General features: G+C 64.2%; 17 protein-coding genes and 1 pseudogene. 4 read left to right on the top strand and 14 right to left on the bottom strand.

Annotation, left to right across the window (positions count from 1 at the left end; translation table 11 throughout):
• Positions 1 to 13: 13 nt before the first annotated feature.
• From minE to metH, 6 genes are all read right to left on the bottom strand, one after another.
• The gene (gene minE / locus ING15_RS10845) at positions 14 to 277 is read right to left on the bottom strand and encodes a cell division topological specificity factor MinE (protein WP_206454828.1); all 264 of its coding nucleotides are present in this window, start codon (positions 275 to 277) and stop codon (positions 14 to 16) included.
• Positions 274 to 1,089: a septum site-determining protein MinD gene (minD, locus tag ING15_RS10840; protein ID WP_206454827.1), complete on the bottom strand. Its 816-nt coding sequence runs from the start codon at positions 1,087 to 1,089 to the stop codon at positions 274 to 276. Before minD ends, minE begins: the two co-directional genes overlap by 4 nt.
• 32 nt (positions 1,090 to 1,121) lie before the next feature.
• The gene (gene minC / locus ING15_RS10835) at positions 1,122 to 1,883 is read right to left on the bottom strand and encodes a septum site-determining protein MinC (RefSeq protein WP_206454826.1); all 762 of its coding nucleotides are present in this window, start codon (positions 1,881 to 1,883) and stop codon (positions 1,122 to 1,124) included.
• Positions 1,884 to 2,086: 203 nt separating this feature from the next.
• A complete protein-coding gene (locus tag ING15_RS10830) occupies positions 2,087 to 3,244 on the bottom strand; it encodes a CaiB/BaiF CoA transferase family protein (RefSeq protein WP_206454825.1) in 1,158 nt (385 codons plus the stop codon).
• Between the two features lie 69 nt (positions 3,245 to 3,313).
• A complete protein-coding gene (locus tag ING15_RS10825) occupies positions 3,314 to 4,138 on the bottom strand; it encodes a ferredoxin--NADP reductase (protein WP_206454824.1) in 825 nt (274 codons plus the stop codon).
• A 309-nt stretch (positions 4,139 to 4,447) separates the two neighbouring features.
• The gene (metH, locus tag ING15_RS10820; RefSeq protein ID WP_206454823.1) at positions 4,448 to 8,233 is read right to left on the bottom strand and encodes a methionine synthase; all 3,786 of its coding nucleotides are present in this window, start codon (positions 8,231 to 8,233) and stop codon (positions 4,448 to 4,450) included.
• 190 nt (positions 8,234 to 8,423) lie between these two features.
• On the opposite strand from metH, the gene ING15_RS10815 reads away from it, so the two are divergent.
• Both ING15_RS10815 and ING15_RS10810 read left to right on the top strand, forming a co-directional pair.
• Positions 8,424 to 8,699, top strand: coding sequence for a toxin (locus ING15_RS10815; protein WP_206454822.1), 276 nt, complete (start codon positions 8,424 to 8,426; stop codon positions 8,697 to 8,699).
• Positions 8,696 to 8,971 (top strand): CopG family antitoxin, encoded by a 276-nt coding sequence (locus tag ING15_RS10810; protein WP_206454821.1) that lies wholly within the window; start codon positions 8,696 to 8,698, stop codon positions 8,969 to 8,971. The genes ING15_RS10815 and ING15_RS10810 overlap by 4 nt, the downstream gene beginning before the upstream one ends.
• 127 nt (positions 8,972 to 9,098) lie before the next feature.
• Here ING15_RS10810 and ING15_RS10805 read toward each other — a convergent pair whose 3' ends face one another.
• From ING15_RS10805 to ING15_RS10785, 5 genes and pseudogenes are all read right to left on the bottom strand, one after another.
• Positions 9,099 to 10,463, bottom strand: a complete 1,365-nt coding sequence (locus ING15_RS10805; protein ID WP_206454820.1) for an aspartate aminotransferase family protein — start codon at positions 10,461 to 10,463, stop codon at positions 9,099 to 9,101.
• A gap of 473 nt (positions 10,464 to 10,936) precedes the next feature.
• The gene (locus tag ING15_RS10800; RefSeq protein WP_206454819.1) at positions 10,937 to 11,617 is read right to left on the bottom strand and encodes a copper chaperone PCu(A)C; all 681 of its coding nucleotides are present in this window, start codon (positions 11,615 to 11,617) and stop codon (positions 10,937 to 10,939) included.
• 58 nt (positions 11,618 to 11,675) lie between these two features.
• Positions 11,676 to 12,050, bottom strand: a complete 375-nt coding sequence (locus ING15_RS10795; RefSeq protein WP_206454818.1) for a hypothetical protein — start codon at positions 12,048 to 12,050, stop codon at positions 11,676 to 11,678.
• 92 nt (positions 12,051 to 12,142) lie between these two features.
• A pseudogene (locus ING15_RS10790) lies at positions 12,143 to 12,415 on the bottom strand (DoxX family protein); the annotation flags it as partial.
• A complete protein-coding gene (locus tag ING15_RS10785; RefSeq protein WP_232845695.1) occupies positions 12,406 to 12,771 on the bottom strand; it encodes an HvfC/BufC family peptide modification chaperone in 366 nt (121 codons plus the stop codon). The pseudogene ING15_RS10790 and the gene ING15_RS10785, both read right to left, overlap by 10 nt.
• 236 nt (positions 12,772 to 13,007) lie before the next feature.
• Here ING15_RS10785 and ING15_RS10780 point away from each other — a divergent pair, with 236 nt between their 5' ends.
• Together ING15_RS10780 and ING15_RS10775 are read left to right on the top strand one after the other, a co-directional pair.
• The gene (locus ING15_RS10780) at positions 13,008 to 13,559 is read left to right on the top strand and encodes a sigma-70 family RNA polymerase sigma factor (RefSeq protein ID WP_206454817.1); all 552 of its coding nucleotides are present in this window, start codon (positions 13,008 to 13,010) and stop codon (positions 13,557 to 13,559) included.
• A gap of 2 nt (positions 13,560 to 13,561) precedes the next feature.
• Positions 13,562 to 14,200: an NrsF family protein gene (locus ING15_RS10775; protein ID WP_206454816.1), complete on the top strand. Its 639-nt coding sequence runs from the start codon at positions 13,562 to 13,564 to the stop codon at positions 14,198 to 14,200.
• A gap of 66 nt (positions 14,201 to 14,266) precedes the next feature.
• On the opposite strand, the gene ING15_RS10770 is transcribed toward ING15_RS10775, so the two are convergent.
• The 3 genes from ING15_RS10770 to soxC form a co-directional block, all read right to left on the bottom strand.
• Positions 14,267 to 14,785 carry a DsrE family protein gene (locus tag ING15_RS10770; protein ID WP_206454815.1) on the bottom strand — a complete coding sequence of 173 codons (519 nt, stop codon included), beginning with the start codon at positions 14,783 to 14,785 and terminating at the stop codon, positions 14,267 to 14,269.
• Positions 14,786 to 14,904: 119 nt separating this feature from the next.
• A complete protein-coding gene (locus tag ING15_RS10765; protein ID WP_206454814.1) occupies positions 14,905 to 16,065 on the bottom strand; it encodes a c-type cytochrome in 1,161 nt (386 codons plus the stop codon).
• Positions 16,049 to 17,341, bottom strand: a complete 1,293-nt coding sequence (gene soxC / locus ING15_RS10760; protein WP_206454813.1) for a sulfite dehydrogenase — start codon at positions 17,339 to 17,341, stop codon at positions 16,049 to 16,051. The genes ING15_RS10765 and soxC overlap by 17 nt, the downstream gene beginning before the upstream one ends.
• Between the last annotated feature and the right edge of the window lie 12 nt (positions 17,342 to 17,353).

Genomic DNA, 17,353 nt, shown 5'->3' with positions numbered 1-17,353 from the left:
GGGCGAGATGCCGTCAGGCCGCCCGCACGCTTGCGGTCGTGGGGATCTCGATGTCGACCTCGAGGGTCGAGACCTGTTCGCCACGATCCATCTTGACGCTCACCATGTCGCCGTCGAGCTGCACATGTTTTGCGATGACGGCGAGAATTTCCTCCCGAAGCTGGGCGACGAGATCGGAGTGCCCGACCGACGCCCGCTCATGCGCAAGCAGGACCTGCAGTCGTTCGCGCGCCATCGGCGCCGATGTCTGTTTGCTGAAGAAACTGAAAAGACTCATGCCGCCCTCCGCCCGAAGAGTTTGCCGAACAGGCCACGCCTTTCGCCCGGTACCGTCATCGGCACCTGTTCGCCGGCAAGGCGGCGAGCGGCGTCTCTGTAGGCGAGAGCCGGCGCGCTGTGATTTTCGCCGAGTGTCACCGGCGTTCCGAGATTCGACGCCCGCAACACGTCCATGCTCTCGGGGATGATACCGAGGAGCGGGATCGACAGGATGTCGAGAACGTCCTCGACCTTCAGCATGTCGCCACGCTCGGCACGGGCGGGGTCGTAGCGGGTCAAAAGCAGATGTTTCTCAATCCGCTCGCCACGCTCCGCCTTGGCGGTCTTGGAATCGAGCAGCCCGATGATCCGGTCCGAGTCACGCACCGACGACACTTCCGGATTGGTGACGACGACCGCGACGTCGGCATGACGCATGGCGAGCGTTGCGCCCCGCTCGATGCCGGCCGGGCTGTCGCAGATCACCCAGTCGAAGGTCTTTTTCAACTCTTCCATCACCTGCTCGACGCCTTCGGCCGTGAGGTTATCCTTGTCGCGCGTCTGCGAGGCCGGCAGCAGGTAGAGCGTCTCGAGTCGCTTGTCGCGGATCAGCGCCTGCGTCAGCTTGGCGTCGCCCTGGACAACGTTGATGAGGTCGTAGACCACACGCCGCTCGGCTCCCATGACGAGATCGAGATTGCGCAGGCCAACATCGAAATCGACGACCACCGTCTTCTCGCCACGCTGCGCCAACGCCGCGCCCAGCGCGGCGGTGGAAGTCGTCTTGCCGACGCCTCCCTTGCCAGAGGTCACCACGATTACTTTCGCCATCTCGCTCTCCTGCTTCCCGGCCGCTTGCAGCCTCAGCCCAGAATTTCCGCCTTGATCGTATCGCCTTCGAGCCAGACCTGGACGGCCTGGCCACGGTACTTCGGCTCCATGTCCTCGGCCGTTTTGTAGAGGCCGTCGATCGCCACCAGCTCAGCTTCGAGCTTGCGGCAAAAGATCCGCGCCGAACCGTTGCCGACGGATCCCGCCATCGCCCTGCCCCGAAGTGTTCCGTAGACGTGGATCGAACCGCCGGCGACAACCTCCGACCCCGACGCCACCGATCCCAGAATGGTGACGTCGCCCTCGGGAAAGATCACCGACTGGCCGGAACGCACCGGTTCCGTGATAATGATCGAAGGCATCGCCTTGGCCGGCTGCGGTTCAGCGGTCTGCGCGGTTGCCGGTTTGCTCGCCGCCTTGGATTTCGTCGATTCCGTCTTTTTCGGCGCGGACTCTGCCACCGGTGGTTCGAAATCAGCAGCGGGCCTGCCGCCCTTCATCGCAGGCGGCATGCCGAAGCCAAGCAGTGACGCGCGCGCCCCCTCGATTCCCATAATCCGCACACTGCGCTCGCCGAGTTCGCCGATCAGTTCCTTCAACTGCGCCTGGTCGATATCGAGCCCCTCGACGTCGAGCACGATCGGCCGCCCCAGAAAAAAGCCGGTGGAGCGGGCCGCAAGATCGTCGAGCCGGGCCAACCAGGCGTCGAACGGAAGTTCCGGCGCGAGAACGAGGGCGAGGAACGAGCGGCCCTTCAGGCGAATCGGACGGGTGTCAGTCAGGGTCTTGGTCATCTCGGTTAATTTTCGGTTGCTACGGCGATCTAAGCGGGATGGGGTTAACCAGTGCTTAACGCGCGGAGCCTGCGCAGGGCTGACCCGGGCCGCCCGTCGTGGAGACCAAATGTGTCGATCACGAGATCGCTACATGGCCTAGCCGAAGCATGCAGCTGGAGTGCGCGCCACGACCGGCACCTTCCTCGCGACGGCCACCTTGCCTAATCTGCCAGCTTATTTCGCGCCGTGAGGCCGAAGCGCGCGCTCTGATGCTCGCCGAGCTTCGGCGCCGGCCGGCCCAAGGAAAGATCGGCGTTCCCAAAAACAATCGGAGTGCGAACACCGGCAACGCCTTGTGGCGCGACCTTCATGTTTCGATGCAGGATTTGCGGGTCGGCGAAAACGTCCGCGACATCGTTGATCGGTCCGGCCGGCACCCCGACCGCCTCGAGTTTCGCCAGGAGGTCGTCGCGCGTCCACGCGCCGATCGCCGCCGTCAGGATCAGCGTGAGCGCGTCGCGGTTCGCGACCCGCGCCTCGTTGGTCCGATAGCGTTCGTCCGTGGCCAGATCGCCCAATCCGAGCACGCCGCAGAACCGATCGAACTGGCGGTCATTGCCGCAGGCGACGATGAGGTGGCCGTCGGCGACCGGAAAGACCTGGTAGGGCACGATATTAGGATGGGCGTTGCCGAGCCGCCGCGGCGCGACCCCGGTCGCGAAGTAGTTCAGCGCCTGGTTGGCGAGGACTCCGGCCATGCAGTCATAGAGCGCCATGTCGACGAACTGGCCGCGGCCGGTCCGCTCGCGAGCGGCCAGCGCCGCCTGGATCGCGATCGTCCCGTACAGCCCGGTAAAGATGTCGGCGAAGGCGACGCCGATCTTCTGCGGCTCGCCGTCCGGCGCTCCGGTCAGGCTCATGATTCCGCCCATGCCCTGGATCATGAAATCGTAGCCGGCCCTGCCCGCATAGGGGCCGTCCTGGCCGAATCCGGTGACCGAGCAATAGACGAGGCCCGGATTGACGGAATTGAGGCTGTCGTAGTCGAGGCCATATTTCTTCAGGCCGCCGACCTTGAAATTTTCGATCAGAACGTCCGCCTCGGACGCCAATTCGCGGACCAGCGCCCGCCCCGCCTCGGTGGAAAAATCCGCCACCACCGAGCGTTTGCCGCGGTTGCAGGCGTGGAAATAGGCCGCCGTCCGCTCGCCGTGCCGGTCGATGAAAGGAGGTCCCCAGCCACGCGTATCGTCACCCGCCGGACTCTCGACCTTGATGACGTCGGCACCAAGATCGGCCAGCGTCTGACCGATCCACGGTCCGGCCAGGATGCGCGCGAGTTCCAGGACCTTCAGGCCTGTGTGGGGAGATTGGCTCATGCAGCCGCCGTGCCTCTGCACATCTCTCCTGTCAAGCGATTGGCGTTGGCAGCCCGCGAATGTGTAGCCTCAATCGACGAAAGCGCGCTCCACGACATAGGTCGCCGGCTTGCTGTTGGCGCCTTCCTCGAAGCCGCGCGCGTCGAGCAGCTTCTCGGTATCCTTCAGCATCGCCATGGAGCCGCAGATCATCGCCCGGTCATCGGTCGGATCGAGCGGCGGAATGCCGAGTTGGTCGAACAGACGACCGGTCTCGATCAACGTGGTGATCCGGTGGCGGCGGGTTTCGCCCTCCCGCGTCGCGCTCGCATGAAACAGCAGCTTGTCGCCGATGAACTCGCTCATCAATTCGTCCGATCGGGCCGCCGCGACCAGATCCCGCCCGTAAGCCAGCTCGGCCTCGAACCGGCAGGTCTGGGTCAGGATCACCTGATCGAGCTTCTCGTAGGTTTCGGGATCGCGGACGACGCCCGCAAACGGCGCGATCCCCGTGCCGGTCGAGAACAGGAACAGCCGCTTGCCGGGCTTCAGCGCGTCGAGCACCAGCGTGCCGGTCGATTTCTTGCGCATCAGCACGGTATCGCCGACGGCAACCTTCTGCAGATGCTCGGTTAAGGGACCATCCGGCACCTTGATCGAGAAAAACTCCAGTTCCTCGTCCCAAGACGGACTGGCGATCGAATAGGCGCGAAAAACCGGCTTTTCCGCATTGGGCAGACCGATCATGACGAATTCGCCCGAGCGGAACCGGAAGCTCTGCGGCCGGGAGATGCGGAACGAGAACAAGCTGTCCGTGTAGTGCGTCACCGACGTAACGGTCTCAGCGAAGACGCCTGCCGGAATGGGAAAGGCGGTTTCCGGCGCACGTTCCATCTGGAGAGCGAGAGAACTCATCGGGTTTCGTCCTTTTCCATTCGCAATCGGCGCGTTGCACCACTCACAGCGATCCGCCCATCCGGCGTAAGCGCTCGCGCCCGTCTGCCGCCGGCTCTTCCATCCCGTTTGTCGGGAGAAACGGTTGCCGCACCGCCCGCGACCTCGCCGCCTCACTGATCGTCACGACAGTATATAGTCCCTACGATACCGTATCGCAGCGTCGTGCGTTCCAAATTCCCGCTCGCTTGTGAGAAATTTTCGCGCTGGGTACGCTGCAAAGGTGGGTTGGGTCTCCACGGCGATCGTCATGTATCCGGATTGTCCCGCCTATTCGGCCGCCTCCGCCCGCGGCGCTTCCGCCGATTTCGGAACATAGTTCAGCACCGGCGCCAGCCAGCGCTCGACCTCGCCGACGGCCATCCCCTTGCGACGGGCGTAGTCCTCGACCTGATCGCGCTCGACCTTGGCGACCCCGAAATAATACGAATCGGGATGCCCGATATAAAGGCCCGAAACCGACGATCCCGGCCACATGGCGTAGCTTTCCGTCAGCTTCACCCCGATCTTCGCTTCGGCCTCGAGCAGCCGAAACAATGTCGCCTTCTCGGTATGATCGGGCTGGGCGGGATAGCCAGGCGCCGGCCGAATCCCGGCATAGGGCTCGCCGGCTAGATCGTCCGGCGAGAACGCCTCGTCGGGCGACGTGCCCCAGAACTCCCGGCGCACCCGCTCGTGCATCAACTCCGCGAAGGCCTCGGCGAAGCGGTCGGCGAGCGCCTTGACCATGATCGAAGCATAGTCGTCATTCGCCTTGGCGAAGCGATTGGCGATTGCCTCCTCCTCGATCCCGGCGGTCACGACGAATCCGCCAATATAATCGGCCTTGCCGGTGTCTTCCGGGGCGACGAAATCCGCCAGCGCCAGATTCGGCCGGTCGCCGCGCTTGGCCAGTTGCTGGCGGAGCGTGAAGAAGGTCGCGATCTCGTCGTTGCGGTCGTCGCCGGTGTAGAGCCGGATGTCGTCGCCGACGGCATTGGCCGGCCAGAAGCCGATGACTGCTTGGGGCCGGAACCATGTCTCCGCGATGATCTGCTTGAGCATCGCCTGCGCGTCGGCAAACAGCGAACGCGCCGCTTCCCCCTGCTTTTCGTCTTTCAGGATCGCCGGATAGCGGCCCTTCAGCTCCCAGGCCTGGAAGAACGGCGTCCAGTCGATGTAGCGCGACAACTCCTCCAGATCCCAGTCGGTAAAGACCCGGGTGCCGGTGAAGGACGGCACCGTCGGCTCGAACGCCGCCCAGTCGGACCGGAAGGCGTTGGCGCGGGCCTTGGCGAGCGGCAGGCGCTGCTTGTCGCGCTCGCCCTTTTCGTGCGCCTCGGCGACCTTGCGGTATTCCGCCTGAATCCCGTCGACAAAGCCGGACTTCGCCTCCGCCGACAAAAGGTTGGAGACGACGCCGACGGCGCGCGAGGCGTCGTTGACGTGGACCGTCTGGCCGCGGTCGTAGCGCGGATCGATCTTCACCGCCGTATGCACCCGGCTGGTCGTCGCGCCGCCGATCAGCAGCGGAATATCGAAACCCTCACGCTCCATCTCGGAGGCGACATGCGCCATTTCGTCGAGCGATGGCGTAATCAGGCCGGACAGGCCGATGATGTCGACCTCTTCCCGACGCGCGGTCTCGAGGATCTTCGCCGAGGGCACCATGACACCGAGATCGATGACCTCGTAATTGTTGCAGGCGAGGACGACGCCGACGATGTTCTTGCCGATGTCGTGGACATCGCCCTTGACCGTCGCCATCAATATCTTGCCAGCGTTCTTCCGCCCCTCGCCGCCGTTCAGCCGCTTCTCCTCCTCCATGTAAGGCAGCAGAAGCGCCACCGCCTGCTTCATGACGCGCGCCGACTTGACCACCTGCGGCAGGAACATCTTGCCGGCGCCGAACAGGTCGCCGACGATGTTCATGCCGTCCATCAGCGGCCCTTCGATGACGTGCAGCGGGCGCTCGGCTGCCTGCCGCGCTTCCTCGGTGTCGGCGTCGATATATTCGGTGATGCCGTTGACCAGCGCATGGGCGAGCCGTTCGTTCACCGGCTTCTCGCGCCAGGTCAGATCCTTCGCCTTCGCCTCCTGGCCGCCTTGCCCGCGCCAGCGCTCGGCCAGATCCAGAAGCCGCTCGGTCCCGTCGTCGCTGCGGTTGAGCACGACGTCCTCGCAGGCCTCACGCAGTTCCGCATCGATGGAGTCATAGACCGCCAGTTGACCCGCATTGACGATGCCCATGTCCATCCCCGCCTGGATGGCGTGGTAGAGAAACACGGCGTGCATCGCCTCGCGCACGGCCTCGTTGCCGCGGAACGAGAAGGACAGGTTCGACACGCCGCCCGAGATGTGGACATGCGGAAGGGTCTCGCGAATCTGGCGCGTCGCCTCGATGAAGTCGACGCCGTAGCCATTGTGCTCCTCGATGCCCGTCGCGACCGCAAAGATGTTCGGATCGAAGACGATGTCCTCCGGCGGAAAGCCCGCCTCTTCGGTCAGGAGCTTGTAGGCGCGCGTACAGATCGAGACCTTGCGCTCGATCGTGTCGGCCTGACCCTTTTCGTCGAAGGCCATGACGACGACGGCCGCGCCATAGGCGCGCACCAGCCGCGCCTGTTCGAGAAACGCCGCCTCACCCTCCTTCATCGAGATCGAGTTCACCAGCGGCTTACCCTGGACGCATTTCAGCCCCGCCTCGATCACCTCGAACTTGGAGGAATCGATCATCACCGGCACCCGCGCGATGTCGGGCTCGGCGGCGACGAGATTGAGGAACTCGATCATCGCCTGCTTGGAGTCGATCAGGCCCTCGTCCATGTTGACGTCGATGATCTGGGCGCCGTTCGCCACCTGATCGCGGGCGACATCGAGCGCGGCGGCGAAATCGCCGGCTGTGATCAGCTTGCGGAATTTCGCCGAACCGGTGACGTTGGTGCGCTCGCCGACATTGACGAATGGAATCTCCGGCGTCAGCGTGAACGGCTCCAGCCCGGACAGGCGCATCAGCGGCTTGGTCTCCGGCACCTGGCGCGGCTGATAGCCGGCCACTGCCTCCGCCAACGCCTTGATGTGATCCGGCGTCGAGCCGCAGCAGCCACCGACGACGTTGACCAGCCCCTCCTCGGCAAAGACGGCGACCTCCTTGGCCATCGCCTCGGGGCTCTGATCGTATTCGCCGAACTCGTTCGGCAGACCGGCATTCGGATAGGCGCAGACGAGCGTATCCGCGACACCGGAAATTTCCGCCAGATGGTCGCGCATCGCCGCCGCGCCAAGGGCGCAGTTGAGCCCGATGGTGAAGGGCCTCGCGTGGCGCAGCGAGTGCCAGAAGGCGGTCGGCGTCTGGCCCGACAGCGTGCGGCCGGAGAGGTCGGTGATCGTGCCGGAGATCATCAGCGGCAGGCGCACGCCCTTTTCCGCGAAGATCTCCTCGCAGGCAAAGACCGCCGCCTTGGCGTTCAACGTGTCGAAGATCGTCTCGATCAGGATCAGATCGGCGCCGCCGTCGATCAGCCCGCGCAACTGCTCACCATAGGCGATACGCAGATCGTCAAACGAAACCGCACGATAGCCGGGATTGTTGACATCCGGCGACATCGACGCCGTACGGTTCGTGGGGCCGAGCGCGCCGGCGACGAAACGGCGCTTGCCGTCGGCCTGTTCGGCGCGGATGGCGGCGCGGCGAGCCAGCCGCGCGCCGTCGCGATTCAGTTCGTAGACCTCCGCCTCCATCTGATAGTCGGCCTGGGCGATGCAGGTCGAGGAGAAGGTGTTGGTTTCCAGAATGTCAGCGCCGGCGATGGCGTAGGAATAATGGATCTCCTCGATCGCCTTGGGCTGCGACAGGTTGAGCAGGTCATTATTACCCTGCAAATGACATTCGCAGGAGCCGAAGCGGTGACCGCGAAAATCATCCTCACTGAGGCCAAGCAGCTGGATTTCGGTGCCCATCGCACCGTCGAGCACGAGAATGCGTTCACCCGCCGCCTTGCGCAGCGCCTCCGCGGCCTCCGCCGGCGACCGGCCCTCGGTCAGCGGCCCGAAGAGTTGGTCGAGTGTGTCGGTCATGGCGTCGTTGATCCCGGTTTCTCGCCCCGCAGATCACATAAAGATATGCTTATGTCAACAAATCATCGCGGCCGTCCCTTCGCCTGGATCACGAAGAGCTGGCGCTGGGACCATCATGAAGAGGAGGAACGGAGAGGAGTCTTTCTGCGGCGTCTTGCAAGAGAATATATATTCCAAGCATATTTGCGGTATGACAATCGAGTGGAATCCGGAAAAGAATGCGGCGCTCAAGGCCCGCTACGGCTTTGGGTTCGAGCGTGTCTTGGTGGCGCTCAGCGAAGGGGCGCTTGTCGAAAGACGTGCCCATCCAAGCCGCACGCGCTATGCGCATCAACAGCAACTGCTGGTTCTGATCGATGACTACATATGGGTAGTGCCCTTCGTGGAGCAGGACGGCGGCATCTTTCTGAAAACGATGTTTCCGAGCCGCAAGGCAACCCGTATCTTTATGAGGAAAAAATCATGAAGCGACCCGAGCCGAAGCCGATCATCAGCGACGACGAGCGCGAGGACTACGAGGCGAGCGAAAATGGCGAGTGGGTGTCCGTTGGCGATATCGAGACACAACGGGCGTTTTGGGTCGACATGGCGCGGGCCACGCTCGACGGCAAGCGACGGCGCATTTCCATCGCCATCCCCGAGCGCGATCTCGCTCGGCTCAAGACCCGGGCGGCCGAAAAAGGCATGCCCTATCAGACGCTGATCAACTCGATCCTGCATGAGTATGTCGAGAGATAAGCGCGCGCCGACCCCGCGATGGTAGCTCGCACGGGCCGGAATGGGTACCCACCCACGGCCGGGATGACACGCGAAATGGAGGATGACGACGCGGGGAGATCGCCGGTGACCTCTCCGCGCCTCCCCTTCACAGGCTCGCCTGCAACTCGTCAAGACTGCGGCGCGTCGTCTCGACGATCATGTCGATATGCGCCGCCTCGATGATCAGCGGCGGGCAGAAGGCCAAGGCATCGCCAATGGCGCGCGAGATGACGCCGTTCTTCTGCAGGATGGCGAAGCCACGTGCTGCGAGGTCTCCCGGCGGCTGCAGCGCGGTCTTGGCCTGCTTGTCGGTCACGAGTTCGATCGCCGCGATCAGCCCGACGCCGCGAACCTCGCCGACCAGCGGGTGATCCTCCAGTTCGCGCAGCCGGCGCTGCATGAGCGTTCCCATCTCGCGGGCGTTGCCGACAAGATCGCGCTCCTCAATGATCTTGAGGTTTTCCAGAGCCACCGCCGCCGCCACCGGGTGACCGGACGCCGTAAAGCCGGTACCGAGCGTGCCGATCTCGGCCGACCGGTCGGCGATCGGCCCATAGACCTTTTCGTTGATCAGCAGCGCGGAGATCGGCAGATAGGAGGAGGACAGAGCCTTCGACAACGTCATGATGTCCGGCTCGATCCCATAGGTCTGCGAGCCGAACATCTCGCCCGTGCGGCCGAACCCGCAGATCACCTCGTCGGCGACCAGCAGGATATCGTGCCGCTTGAGCACGGCCTGGATCTTCTCCCAATAGGTGGCCGGCGGCACCACGACGCCGCCCGCGCCCATCACCGGCTCGCCGATGAAGGCGGCTATGGTCTCCGGCCCCTCCGCCTGGATCATTGCTTCGAGGTCCTCGGCGCAGCGGGTGGCGAAATCCTCTTCGCTCTCCCCGTCGCGGCCCTCGCGCCAGTAATGCGGACAGGTCGTGTGCAGTACGCCCTCGATCGGCAGGTCGAAATCGCGGTGGTTGTTGACGAGACCGGTGAGGCTGGCTGAAGCCAGCGTGACGCCGTGATAGCCGCGCATCCGGCTGATGAACTTCTTCTTCCGCGGCTGGCCGAGCGCGTTGGCTCGATAGCGCACCAGCTTCATCATCGTGTCGTTGGCTTCGGAGCCGGAATTGGTGAAATAGGCCTTCGACATCGGCACCGGCGCCATGGCCACCAGCTTCTCGGCGAGTTCGATCGCCGGCGTGTGCGATTTGTGGGTGAAGGTGTGGTAGTAGGGCAGCTTGCCCATCTGCTGCGCCGCGGCGTCGACCAGGCGCTTTTCGCCGAAGCCGACGGCGACACTCCACAGCCCTGCCATCGCCTCGATATAGCGGTTGCCGTCGGTGTCGGTGACGTAGACCCCATCGCCCTTGTCGATCACCACCGGGCCGTTCGCCTCGTGCTTGCGGGCATTGGTGTAGCTGTGCAGGTGGAATGCGATGTCGCGCGCCTCGATCGAGTTTGGCTGGACGGTCATGGGGCATCACTCCGGTTGAACAACGGTTCGTCGATGCCGGCTCTCGATCCGGCATGGGAACGCTCGTTCGCTGTGGTGCGCCGCCGCAAGGCCTTTGGTCAACCGACCATACGAAAATTCTGGGGCCACCGGTCGCAAGTCGGGATATCGGTGACCGAGCGAATGGTCAGCCTTGCGCAAGCTACGAGGGCTACCCATCTAGGAATGGTGCAACGCGTCCCTGACACTCAGGTCGATGCGCCTAAGGCCTTTAGCTTCCCGTCCGACCACGGATGTACTGGCGAGTCGGGAGGCAAGGGCCGCACAGTCTCGCAAGAGACGCGGAGCCGCCGGGAGAAATCCAGGCGGCTTTTTCGTTTGTCGCGGCTTGAGAGTCGTTCACTGCTCCGGGCTGCGCGATAACGCATTGCCGGGAGCCGCTAAGACTCTCGGCAATGCTGATGTCTCGGCCGAAGCCCGGATGCCCGGGACCGCTACTTCTGTTTGGCTTGCGTCGCGCCGGCGCTCAGCACCGGCAACGAGACGTCGACCGTACCAGCGCGCTCGAAGCTCAAGGTCACGGGGATATTCGCGCCTTCCTCGAACGGCTCGGCGACATCGAAGAACATCAGGTGGTTTCCTCCCGGCCTCAACGAAACCGCCTCTCCCGGCGCGATCGTCAAACCGTCCGTCAGGGCGCGCATTCGCATCACCTCGCCCTCCATCGCCATTTCGTGGAGCTCGACCCGGCCCGCCGCGGGTGACGACACCGAGACGAGCCGATCGACGTCCGTACCCGAATTGACGATCGTCAGATAGCCGCCAGCGACCTTGGCACCGGGCAGCATGGCGCGGGTAAAGCCGCCGTTGACGACAAGGCCGCCGACCGCCTGCGACGACGCCGACGACATGGGCTTTGCCGTCCCGGCGCTCTCCCGCATCGCCCCGTGGTCCACTCCGCCGTGCATCCCCTGCTTCGCGGCTTCGGCGGAACCGCCGGTTTCCGCGACAAGCGTCGGCGCGGGCTGGCCTGGTTCGGTAGCGGGGACCGCCGTGACGGCGACGCCGCCCCAGGCCGTGGCATCGACAGGCGCGACATCGGCATGGGCGTTGGACAATGGGAGGCAGACGACGAATGCCGCCGCCGCGAACACGCGGCTGATGAGAATGGTCATGATAGTCTCCTGAAATCAGGTGAGCGCGAGTCAACGCGCGACAAAGTGCGGATCGGCTTCAGGAGGTGGTAGGAGGACTTTGTCCGGCGCGCGCGAACAGGGCCAGCGGTCTGCGATCCGTCGCGACGGGGGAGCCCGGCAGATCGACGGAGGCGGTGTCACGGAAAACGGGATGCGCCGCGAGCGGGATCCGGGCGTCGCCGGCGATCCAGGTATGGCAGCAGGCGGCCGCGAGGCACGGACAGTCGACCATGCCGGCAGCGCCACTGGAGGAATGTCCGGCCGTCCCCTGTTCCGTACAGATGATCACGCCGGATCCAGCGCCTGGCGCCGCCATCGCACCCTGCGCCATACCGCCGACGAGCAGCTGGATCAGCAGGACCAACAGCCCGAGCGCGGCAAAACCGCTCCGCTCTCGGCGCAGCGCCCTCATGCGACCATACTGGCTGACGGGATGGACATGCTACCTGCTAACATGCTCGGGCGATGACCGTCATCCGGAAAGGTGAGGGAGACAATAGCCGATTAAGACCGTCGGGGTCGCCTTGGCCGGCCGGCATGCGAGCGCGGCGTCAAAACAGCGTCGACGGCGAGTCGTCCGCCACCGAAGACGACAAGCGCCAGAGACATCGCCGCCCAGGGCAGATGAAAATTCGCCCAACCGTCCGGGATCGTCAACTGGATGACCGCGGTCATCACCAGCAGCCCGAGTGCCGCAAAACGGGTGCCGAGACCCAGCACCAGCAGAATCGGCAGGACGATCTCGGCGAGACCGGAAAGATGGGCACTCACGTTCGGGATCGAGCGCGGCCATCACCGCGATGTCGAGCACCGGCGCTTTCGCGGTGTGATAAGCCTCCGAGACCGCGACCTCGATCCGTGTGACGGTCGGCGAGGTAAGGAACGGTGTCCGCTGGCGCGAACGAGGCGACGAATGCCGGAAATTCGCCCCCGTATTCCAGCAACACCGGCGAGCCCGGCTTCACCGCCTGAACGAACTCCGGCGCCATGCCGCGAAAAAAGTCGTCTCCGACGAGTTGCCTGGGGCCCGGGAATCGCTTGCCGAGCGCCTCGATCAGCGAAACATGCAGTTGTTGCGATAGACGGCGAAACGTCTCGCATCGGGCGCGCCCCGCGGCGTTGTCAGGCCTCAAGGCACGGATGGCGCCTGCCTCTCATTTCACCGTCACGTTGGAGGACCATCCCGGCCTCCCTGCGGAACTACCCTTCGTGGGAAGGCCTCGCCTCGCCTCCTGCTTTTCGCGCCCCTGTCATCGCGTGTTACGCGTCCTCGGCTGTCACCATGATGTGAATAGGCTTGAGAGCGGGCGGGCGAAAACTTTGCAATGCTACGAAACGTCAGCACCGTCCCATGCGAAGGACCAACACGATGCCAGTCCCGCCAGCCGATTTCGGACGACTGGACACGCTTTTGACCTCCGCGAATGCGGGTGATGAAAAAGCGTATCGCCGGTTTCTCGATGAGGCCGCGAAAATCCTGCGCGGGTTTGCCAGGCGTCAGGCACCGGCAAGTGCCAGCGGCTTCGACCCGGAGGACCTCGTGCAGGAAATCTTGATGGCCGTCCATATCAAGCGCCACACCTGGCGAGAGGGTGAACCGGTGGCTCCGTGGCTATTCGCGATCGCCCGTTACAAGGCGATCGACGCCTATCGGCGGCACGGCCGCAGGATGAATCTCGACATCGCGGACTTTGCCGACAAGCTCGAGGATCCGGCGGCCGGCCCGACCGCAAACAGGCTCGATGTCACCAAGGCTTTGCGGCTGCTCGCCGGGCGTCAGAAAGAGGTCGTCGCCGCACTGTCGCTCGAGGGACGTTCGGTCGGCGAAACCGCGAACCGGCTGGGTGTGACGGAGGGTGCGGTCCGGGTGGCATTCCATCGCGGCCTGGCATCGATCGCCGCGAAATTTGGACAGGCCTGACCATGGACACGCAGACGCTTATCGAAACACTTGCATCCGACCATAAACGCAAAGCGCGCCAGCAAGGGCCGTCGTGGTTGTTCCTTGCGGTGCTCGCGGTCGGAACGACCGGAGTCCTCTTCTTCGCCGTGATCGGATTACGTCCGGACCTGGCGCATGCATTGGAAACCGCGCGATTTCTGTCCAAATTCACCATCACCGGCACTCTGGCGGCCACTGCCTTCCTGGCCATGCGGGCGTCGGCGCGTCCAGGCGTGTCGATGCGGCGGTCGCTGGAGTGGCTGTTGCTTCCCGGCAGTCTTCTGGCGCTTTCCGTTGCGGCGGAATTGGCCGCGCTGCCGCCGAATCTGTGGGCGGCCAACCTGTTCGGAACGAATTATGTGATGTGCGTCATCGCGATCGTTTCGCTGGGTACGCCGCTACTGATCATGTTCCTGTGGGCGCTGCGCCGACAGGCACCGACACGGCCGGCCCTCGCCGGCGCGATAGGGGGGCTCGCCGCAGCCTCGGTCGCCGCCCTCTTCTATACCGCCCAGTGCCCCAACGATTCTCCGCTCTTTGTCGCGGTCTGGTATCCCTCCGCTTCGCTGATCCTCGTCACCGCCGGGACGATCGCGGGGCAACGGGTCTTGCGCTGGTGAAACCCAGAAGGACTTGGTTCTATCGCTGTAGCGCGCGCTCCGGCGGTGCGCCCTTCCCATGGTCGCCTAAGGCTTTACGATCGTATAGCCCGCCTGGTCGAGACGCATGAGTTCGGCGACCCCGGCCACCACGATATCCGCATATTCGACGATCTCCGGCCGGACGCCTTCCGCCCGCTCCAGCGAGTCCAGCGTGTTGCCGCAGGCCGCGAAGCTGACATTGGGCATGCTCTGATCGAACGCCTTCAGGCGATCGAGGACCGGGGACATTCCAGGGCGCAGCATCGTCATGCCCGGCCCGAAAACGACGATCCGGATATCGACCTCTTCCGCTTGATCCGAAAAGAAGCGGGAGACGTTGGCCGCAATGTCGAGGGCCGAGCGCATCACCGCCTCATCGCCAACGGACACCTGAAGGGCCAGTCTTTGCGTGGCGAAACTGATCTCGTCTTCCGCTCCCTGGGCCCTCGCCGGCATTGTCCAGCCGCCCGCCAGCATCGGCATCAGGGTGAGGCAGAGCCCCACCGCGATCACCTTGATGGCGGACAGGATTGGGGCGGAATACAACAGGCGGCGACAGCGCATGACGGCCTCCTCCGGCTGGGTCGGTTTCAGCCGACGATACCTCGCGATGACGATGGCCGCACCATCTATCCCTGCACCGCGAGATATTCCACGCTTGCCGCGCCCCTTGGCCGCGGCGGTCAGTCGACGTTGCCGCCGGCCGGCCCCTCGCTCTCGCCGTCGGCTGTGTCCGGCGTTACATTGAGGACCTGGGCTCGCATCGTCACTTTTGCTGGCTCCGGCTTGCAGTCGCTGACGCAAGGGTCGCTTTGCTGATAGTGCGCTTCCGCCTCACGGGTATCGGGGATGAACCCGTCCACATTCGGCATCTCGATCGTGGTGAAATTCTCGTTCGACAGCTCGAACTCTTCATCCGTGACGATGTCGTTAAGATAGAGCACATAGGCGGTCAGCGCATAAACCTCGTCGTCGCTAAGCGAACGCGCATTGCCGAACGGCATCGCCCGACGGACGTAATCATAAACCGTCGAAAGGTAGGGCCAGTAGGAGCCGACCGTCTTTTCCGGCCGTTGCCGGGTCAAGGTATCGTACCCGCCTGCGAGCACCGGCCAGCGACCGCGTCCCTCGCCAAAGTCACCGTGGCAGGACGCACATTGCTCCGTGAAGATCGGTTCGCCCTCGGCAACCGTGCCCCGACCGACAGGCAGCCCCTTACCATCGGGCCTGATGTCGATATTCCACGCGGCGACCTCCGCCTCCGTAGCCGGTCGGCCGAGGCTGAGTGGTCCGCCGGACGGCGCGGCGTCGGCGGATGCCGCCATCGCCGCCTTGTCCGCCTCGTCCCCGGCCGATTTTGTCTCCGGCTGGGCAGGCTCGGGCGTCGAAACCTCCGCCTCGGCGACAGCTTCGCCACCATCAGGATTCCCGGCATCAGCAGCTGCGGCGGTTTCGTTCGAGAACGTCGCCAGATAGGCGATCACGTTGTCGCGGTCATCTTCCTTCTTGAGGCCGGCGAAACCCATCTTGGTTCCGCTCACGAAGCCCTTGGGGTCAGCGAGAAACTCCGACAGGGTCGCTTCCTCCCAGAGGACACCGCCTTCTCCGGCCTTCGTCATCGCTGCGGAATATTTGTAGTCGGAAAGACCGCCGGCGGTCCGCCCGAACAGCTCGTTCAACTCGGGACCGATTTTGTTCGCGGCCCCCTCCCCGACGGCATGACATGCCCGGCATTTGTTGAAGACTTTCTTGCCAGCATCGGCATCGCCGGCGGCGAAGGCCGGAGCCGCCAGCACGCCAACGATTGTGCCGGCCAAAAGCAGGCGCTTAGGAAACTTCGACATTTTCGAGCGCTCCGTCGGTTTGCAGCCACCAGGTCTGGATGCCATTGTTATGATAGATCGAGTTTTCGCCGCGCGCGGAGCGCAGCTCGTCCTTGGTTGGCTGCACGAAGCCCTTCTCGTCGATCGCGCGCGACTGCAGGAACAGCTCCGAACCGTCCCAGTCGAAATCGAGATAGAACCGATGCACGGCCATCGGCAGGCTCGGCCCGTCGATCCGCGCTTCGATCCAGTTCCGACCGCCGTCGAGCGACACGTCGACACGCTTGATCCGGCCGTTCCCCGACCAGGCGAGGCCGGTCACGACGGTACGGCCTCGACCATGCGTGATCGGCGCCTGCGGGCTGGGATTGGTGATGACGGATTTCACGTCCATCGCCCAGGTAAAACGTCGCGCCTCGCCATTGGCGAGAAGGTCGGTATATTTCGAAGTTTCCTCGCGCTGCTGCCAGGGAGCATCTCCGACCTCGAGGCGGCGCAGCCACTTGACCCACATGTTGCCCTCCCAGCCGGGCACCACGAGACGAACCGGATAGCCCTGCTCGGGACGCAGCGCCTCGCCGTTCATCTTCCAGGCGACGAGGCAGTCGTCGAGCGCTTTCTCCATCGGGATCGAGCGGGTCATCCCCGAGGCGTCCGCGCCCTCCGCGAGCAGCCAGGAACCCGCGGCCTTCACCCCGGCTTCCTCCAGGAGGTAGCGGAGCGGGGTTCCCGTATACATGACGCAATGCACCATGCCGTGGGTGAATTGACAGCCATTCAACTGCGAGCCGCGCCATTCCATACCGGTATTGGCGGCGCATTCGAGGAAGTAGATCCGGTTCTCACGCGGGAAGCGCTTCAGATCCTCCATCGTGAAGACCAGCGGGCGATCGACCAGTCCGTTGATCATCAACCGATGCTCTTTGGGCGCGATCTCGGCGATGCCCGCATGGTGGCGCTCGAAGCAAAGGCCATTCGGCGTGATGATCCCGTCGAGTTCATGCAGCGGCGTGAAATTGACCGAACTCGTCGCGTCCGCCGTCAGCCACGAAACATCACGCCGCACAACCTCGGATTCGTACTGCGAAGGCATGCCGTAGGGCCGCGCATCGACGCCATCGCCGAGATACCGGTTCCAGTCCTGCACTTCGGTAATCGCTGGGTCGCCACCCTCGGCGGCAGAGGCACGACGGCCTCCGATACCAGCCAGCGCCGCAGCGCCGCCGAGCGCCAGGCTTCGCTTCAGAAAGCTTCGACGGGAGGCCCCGTCTCCTGCCCTTTCGGGACCGTCGATCATGATTTTTCTCCG

This window comes from Aurantimonas marina (assembly GCF_017183135.1).
Lineage (GTDB): Bacteria > Pseudomonadota > Alphaproteobacteria > Rhizobiales > Rhizobiaceae > Aurantimonas > Aurantimonas marina.
The sequence above is the reverse complement of the archived record's forward strand: the minus strand, read 5'-3'. Positions and strand labels throughout refer to the sequence as shown.

Excerpts from the sequence above, each read along its gene's own strand:
- ING15_RS10775 (WP_206454816.1), top strand. The coding sequence starts at position 13,562 with ATGGACACGCAGACGCTTATCGAAACACTTGCATCCGACCATAAACGC.
- ING15_RS10765 (WP_206454814.1), bottom strand. The coding sequence starts at position 16,065 with ATGTCGAAGTTTCCTAAGCGCCTGCTTTTGGCCGGCACAATCGTTGGC.
- ING15_RS10810 (WP_206454821.1), top strand. The coding sequence starts at position 8,696 with ATGAAGCGACCCGAGCCGAAGCCGATCATCAGCGACGACGAGCGCGAG.
- ING15_RS10805 (WP_206454820.1), bottom strand. The coding sequence starts at position 10,463 with ATGACCGTCCAGCCAAACTCGATCGAGGCGCGCGACATCGCATTCCAC.
- ING15_RS10800 (WP_206454819.1), bottom strand. The coding sequence starts at position 11,617 with ATGACCATTCTCATCAGCCGCGTGTTCGCGGCGGCGGCATTCGTCGTC.
- ING15_RS10780 (WP_206454817.1), top strand. The coding sequence starts at position 13,008 with ATGCCAGTCCCGCCAGCCGATTTCGGACGACTGGACACGCTTTTGACC.
- ING15_RS10830 (WP_206454825.1), bottom strand. The coding sequence starts at position 3,244 with ATGAGCCAATCTCCCCACACAGGCCTGAAGGTCCTGGAACTCGCGCGC.
- soxC (WP_206454813.1), bottom strand. The coding sequence starts at position 17,341 with ATGATCGACGGTCCCGAAAGGGCAGGAGACGGGGCCTCCCGTCGAAGC.
- ING15_RS10770 (WP_206454815.1), bottom strand. The coding sequence starts at position 14,785 with ATGCGCTGTCGCCGCCTGTTGTATTCCGCCCCAATCCTGTCCGCCATC.
- ING15_RS10795 (WP_206454818.1), bottom strand. The coding sequence starts at position 12,050 with ATGAGGGCGCTGCGCCGAGAGCGGAGCGGTTTTGCCGCGCTCGGGCTG.
- ING15_RS10825 (WP_206454824.1), bottom strand. The coding sequence starts at position 4,138 with ATGAGTTCTCTCGCTCTCCAGATGGAACGTGCGCCGGAAACCGCCTTT.
- minD (WP_206454827.1), bottom strand. The coding sequence starts at position 1,089 with ATGGCGAAAGTAATCGTGGTGACCTCTGGCAAGGGAGGCGTCGGCAAG.
- metH (WP_206454823.1), bottom strand. The coding sequence starts at position 8,233 with ATGACCGACACACTCGACCAACTCTTCGGGCCGCTGACCGAGGGCCGG.
- ING15_RS10815 (WP_206454822.1), top strand. The coding sequence starts at position 8,424 with ATGACAATCGAGTGGAATCCGGAAAAGAATGCGGCGCTCAAGGCCCGC.
- minE (WP_206454828.1), bottom strand. The coding sequence starts at position 277 with ATGAGTCTTTTCAGTTTCTTCAGCAAACAGACATCGGCGCCGATGGCG.
- minC (WP_206454826.1), bottom strand. The coding sequence starts at position 1,883 with ATGACCAAGACCCTGACTGACACCCGTCCGATTCGCCTGAAGGGCCGC.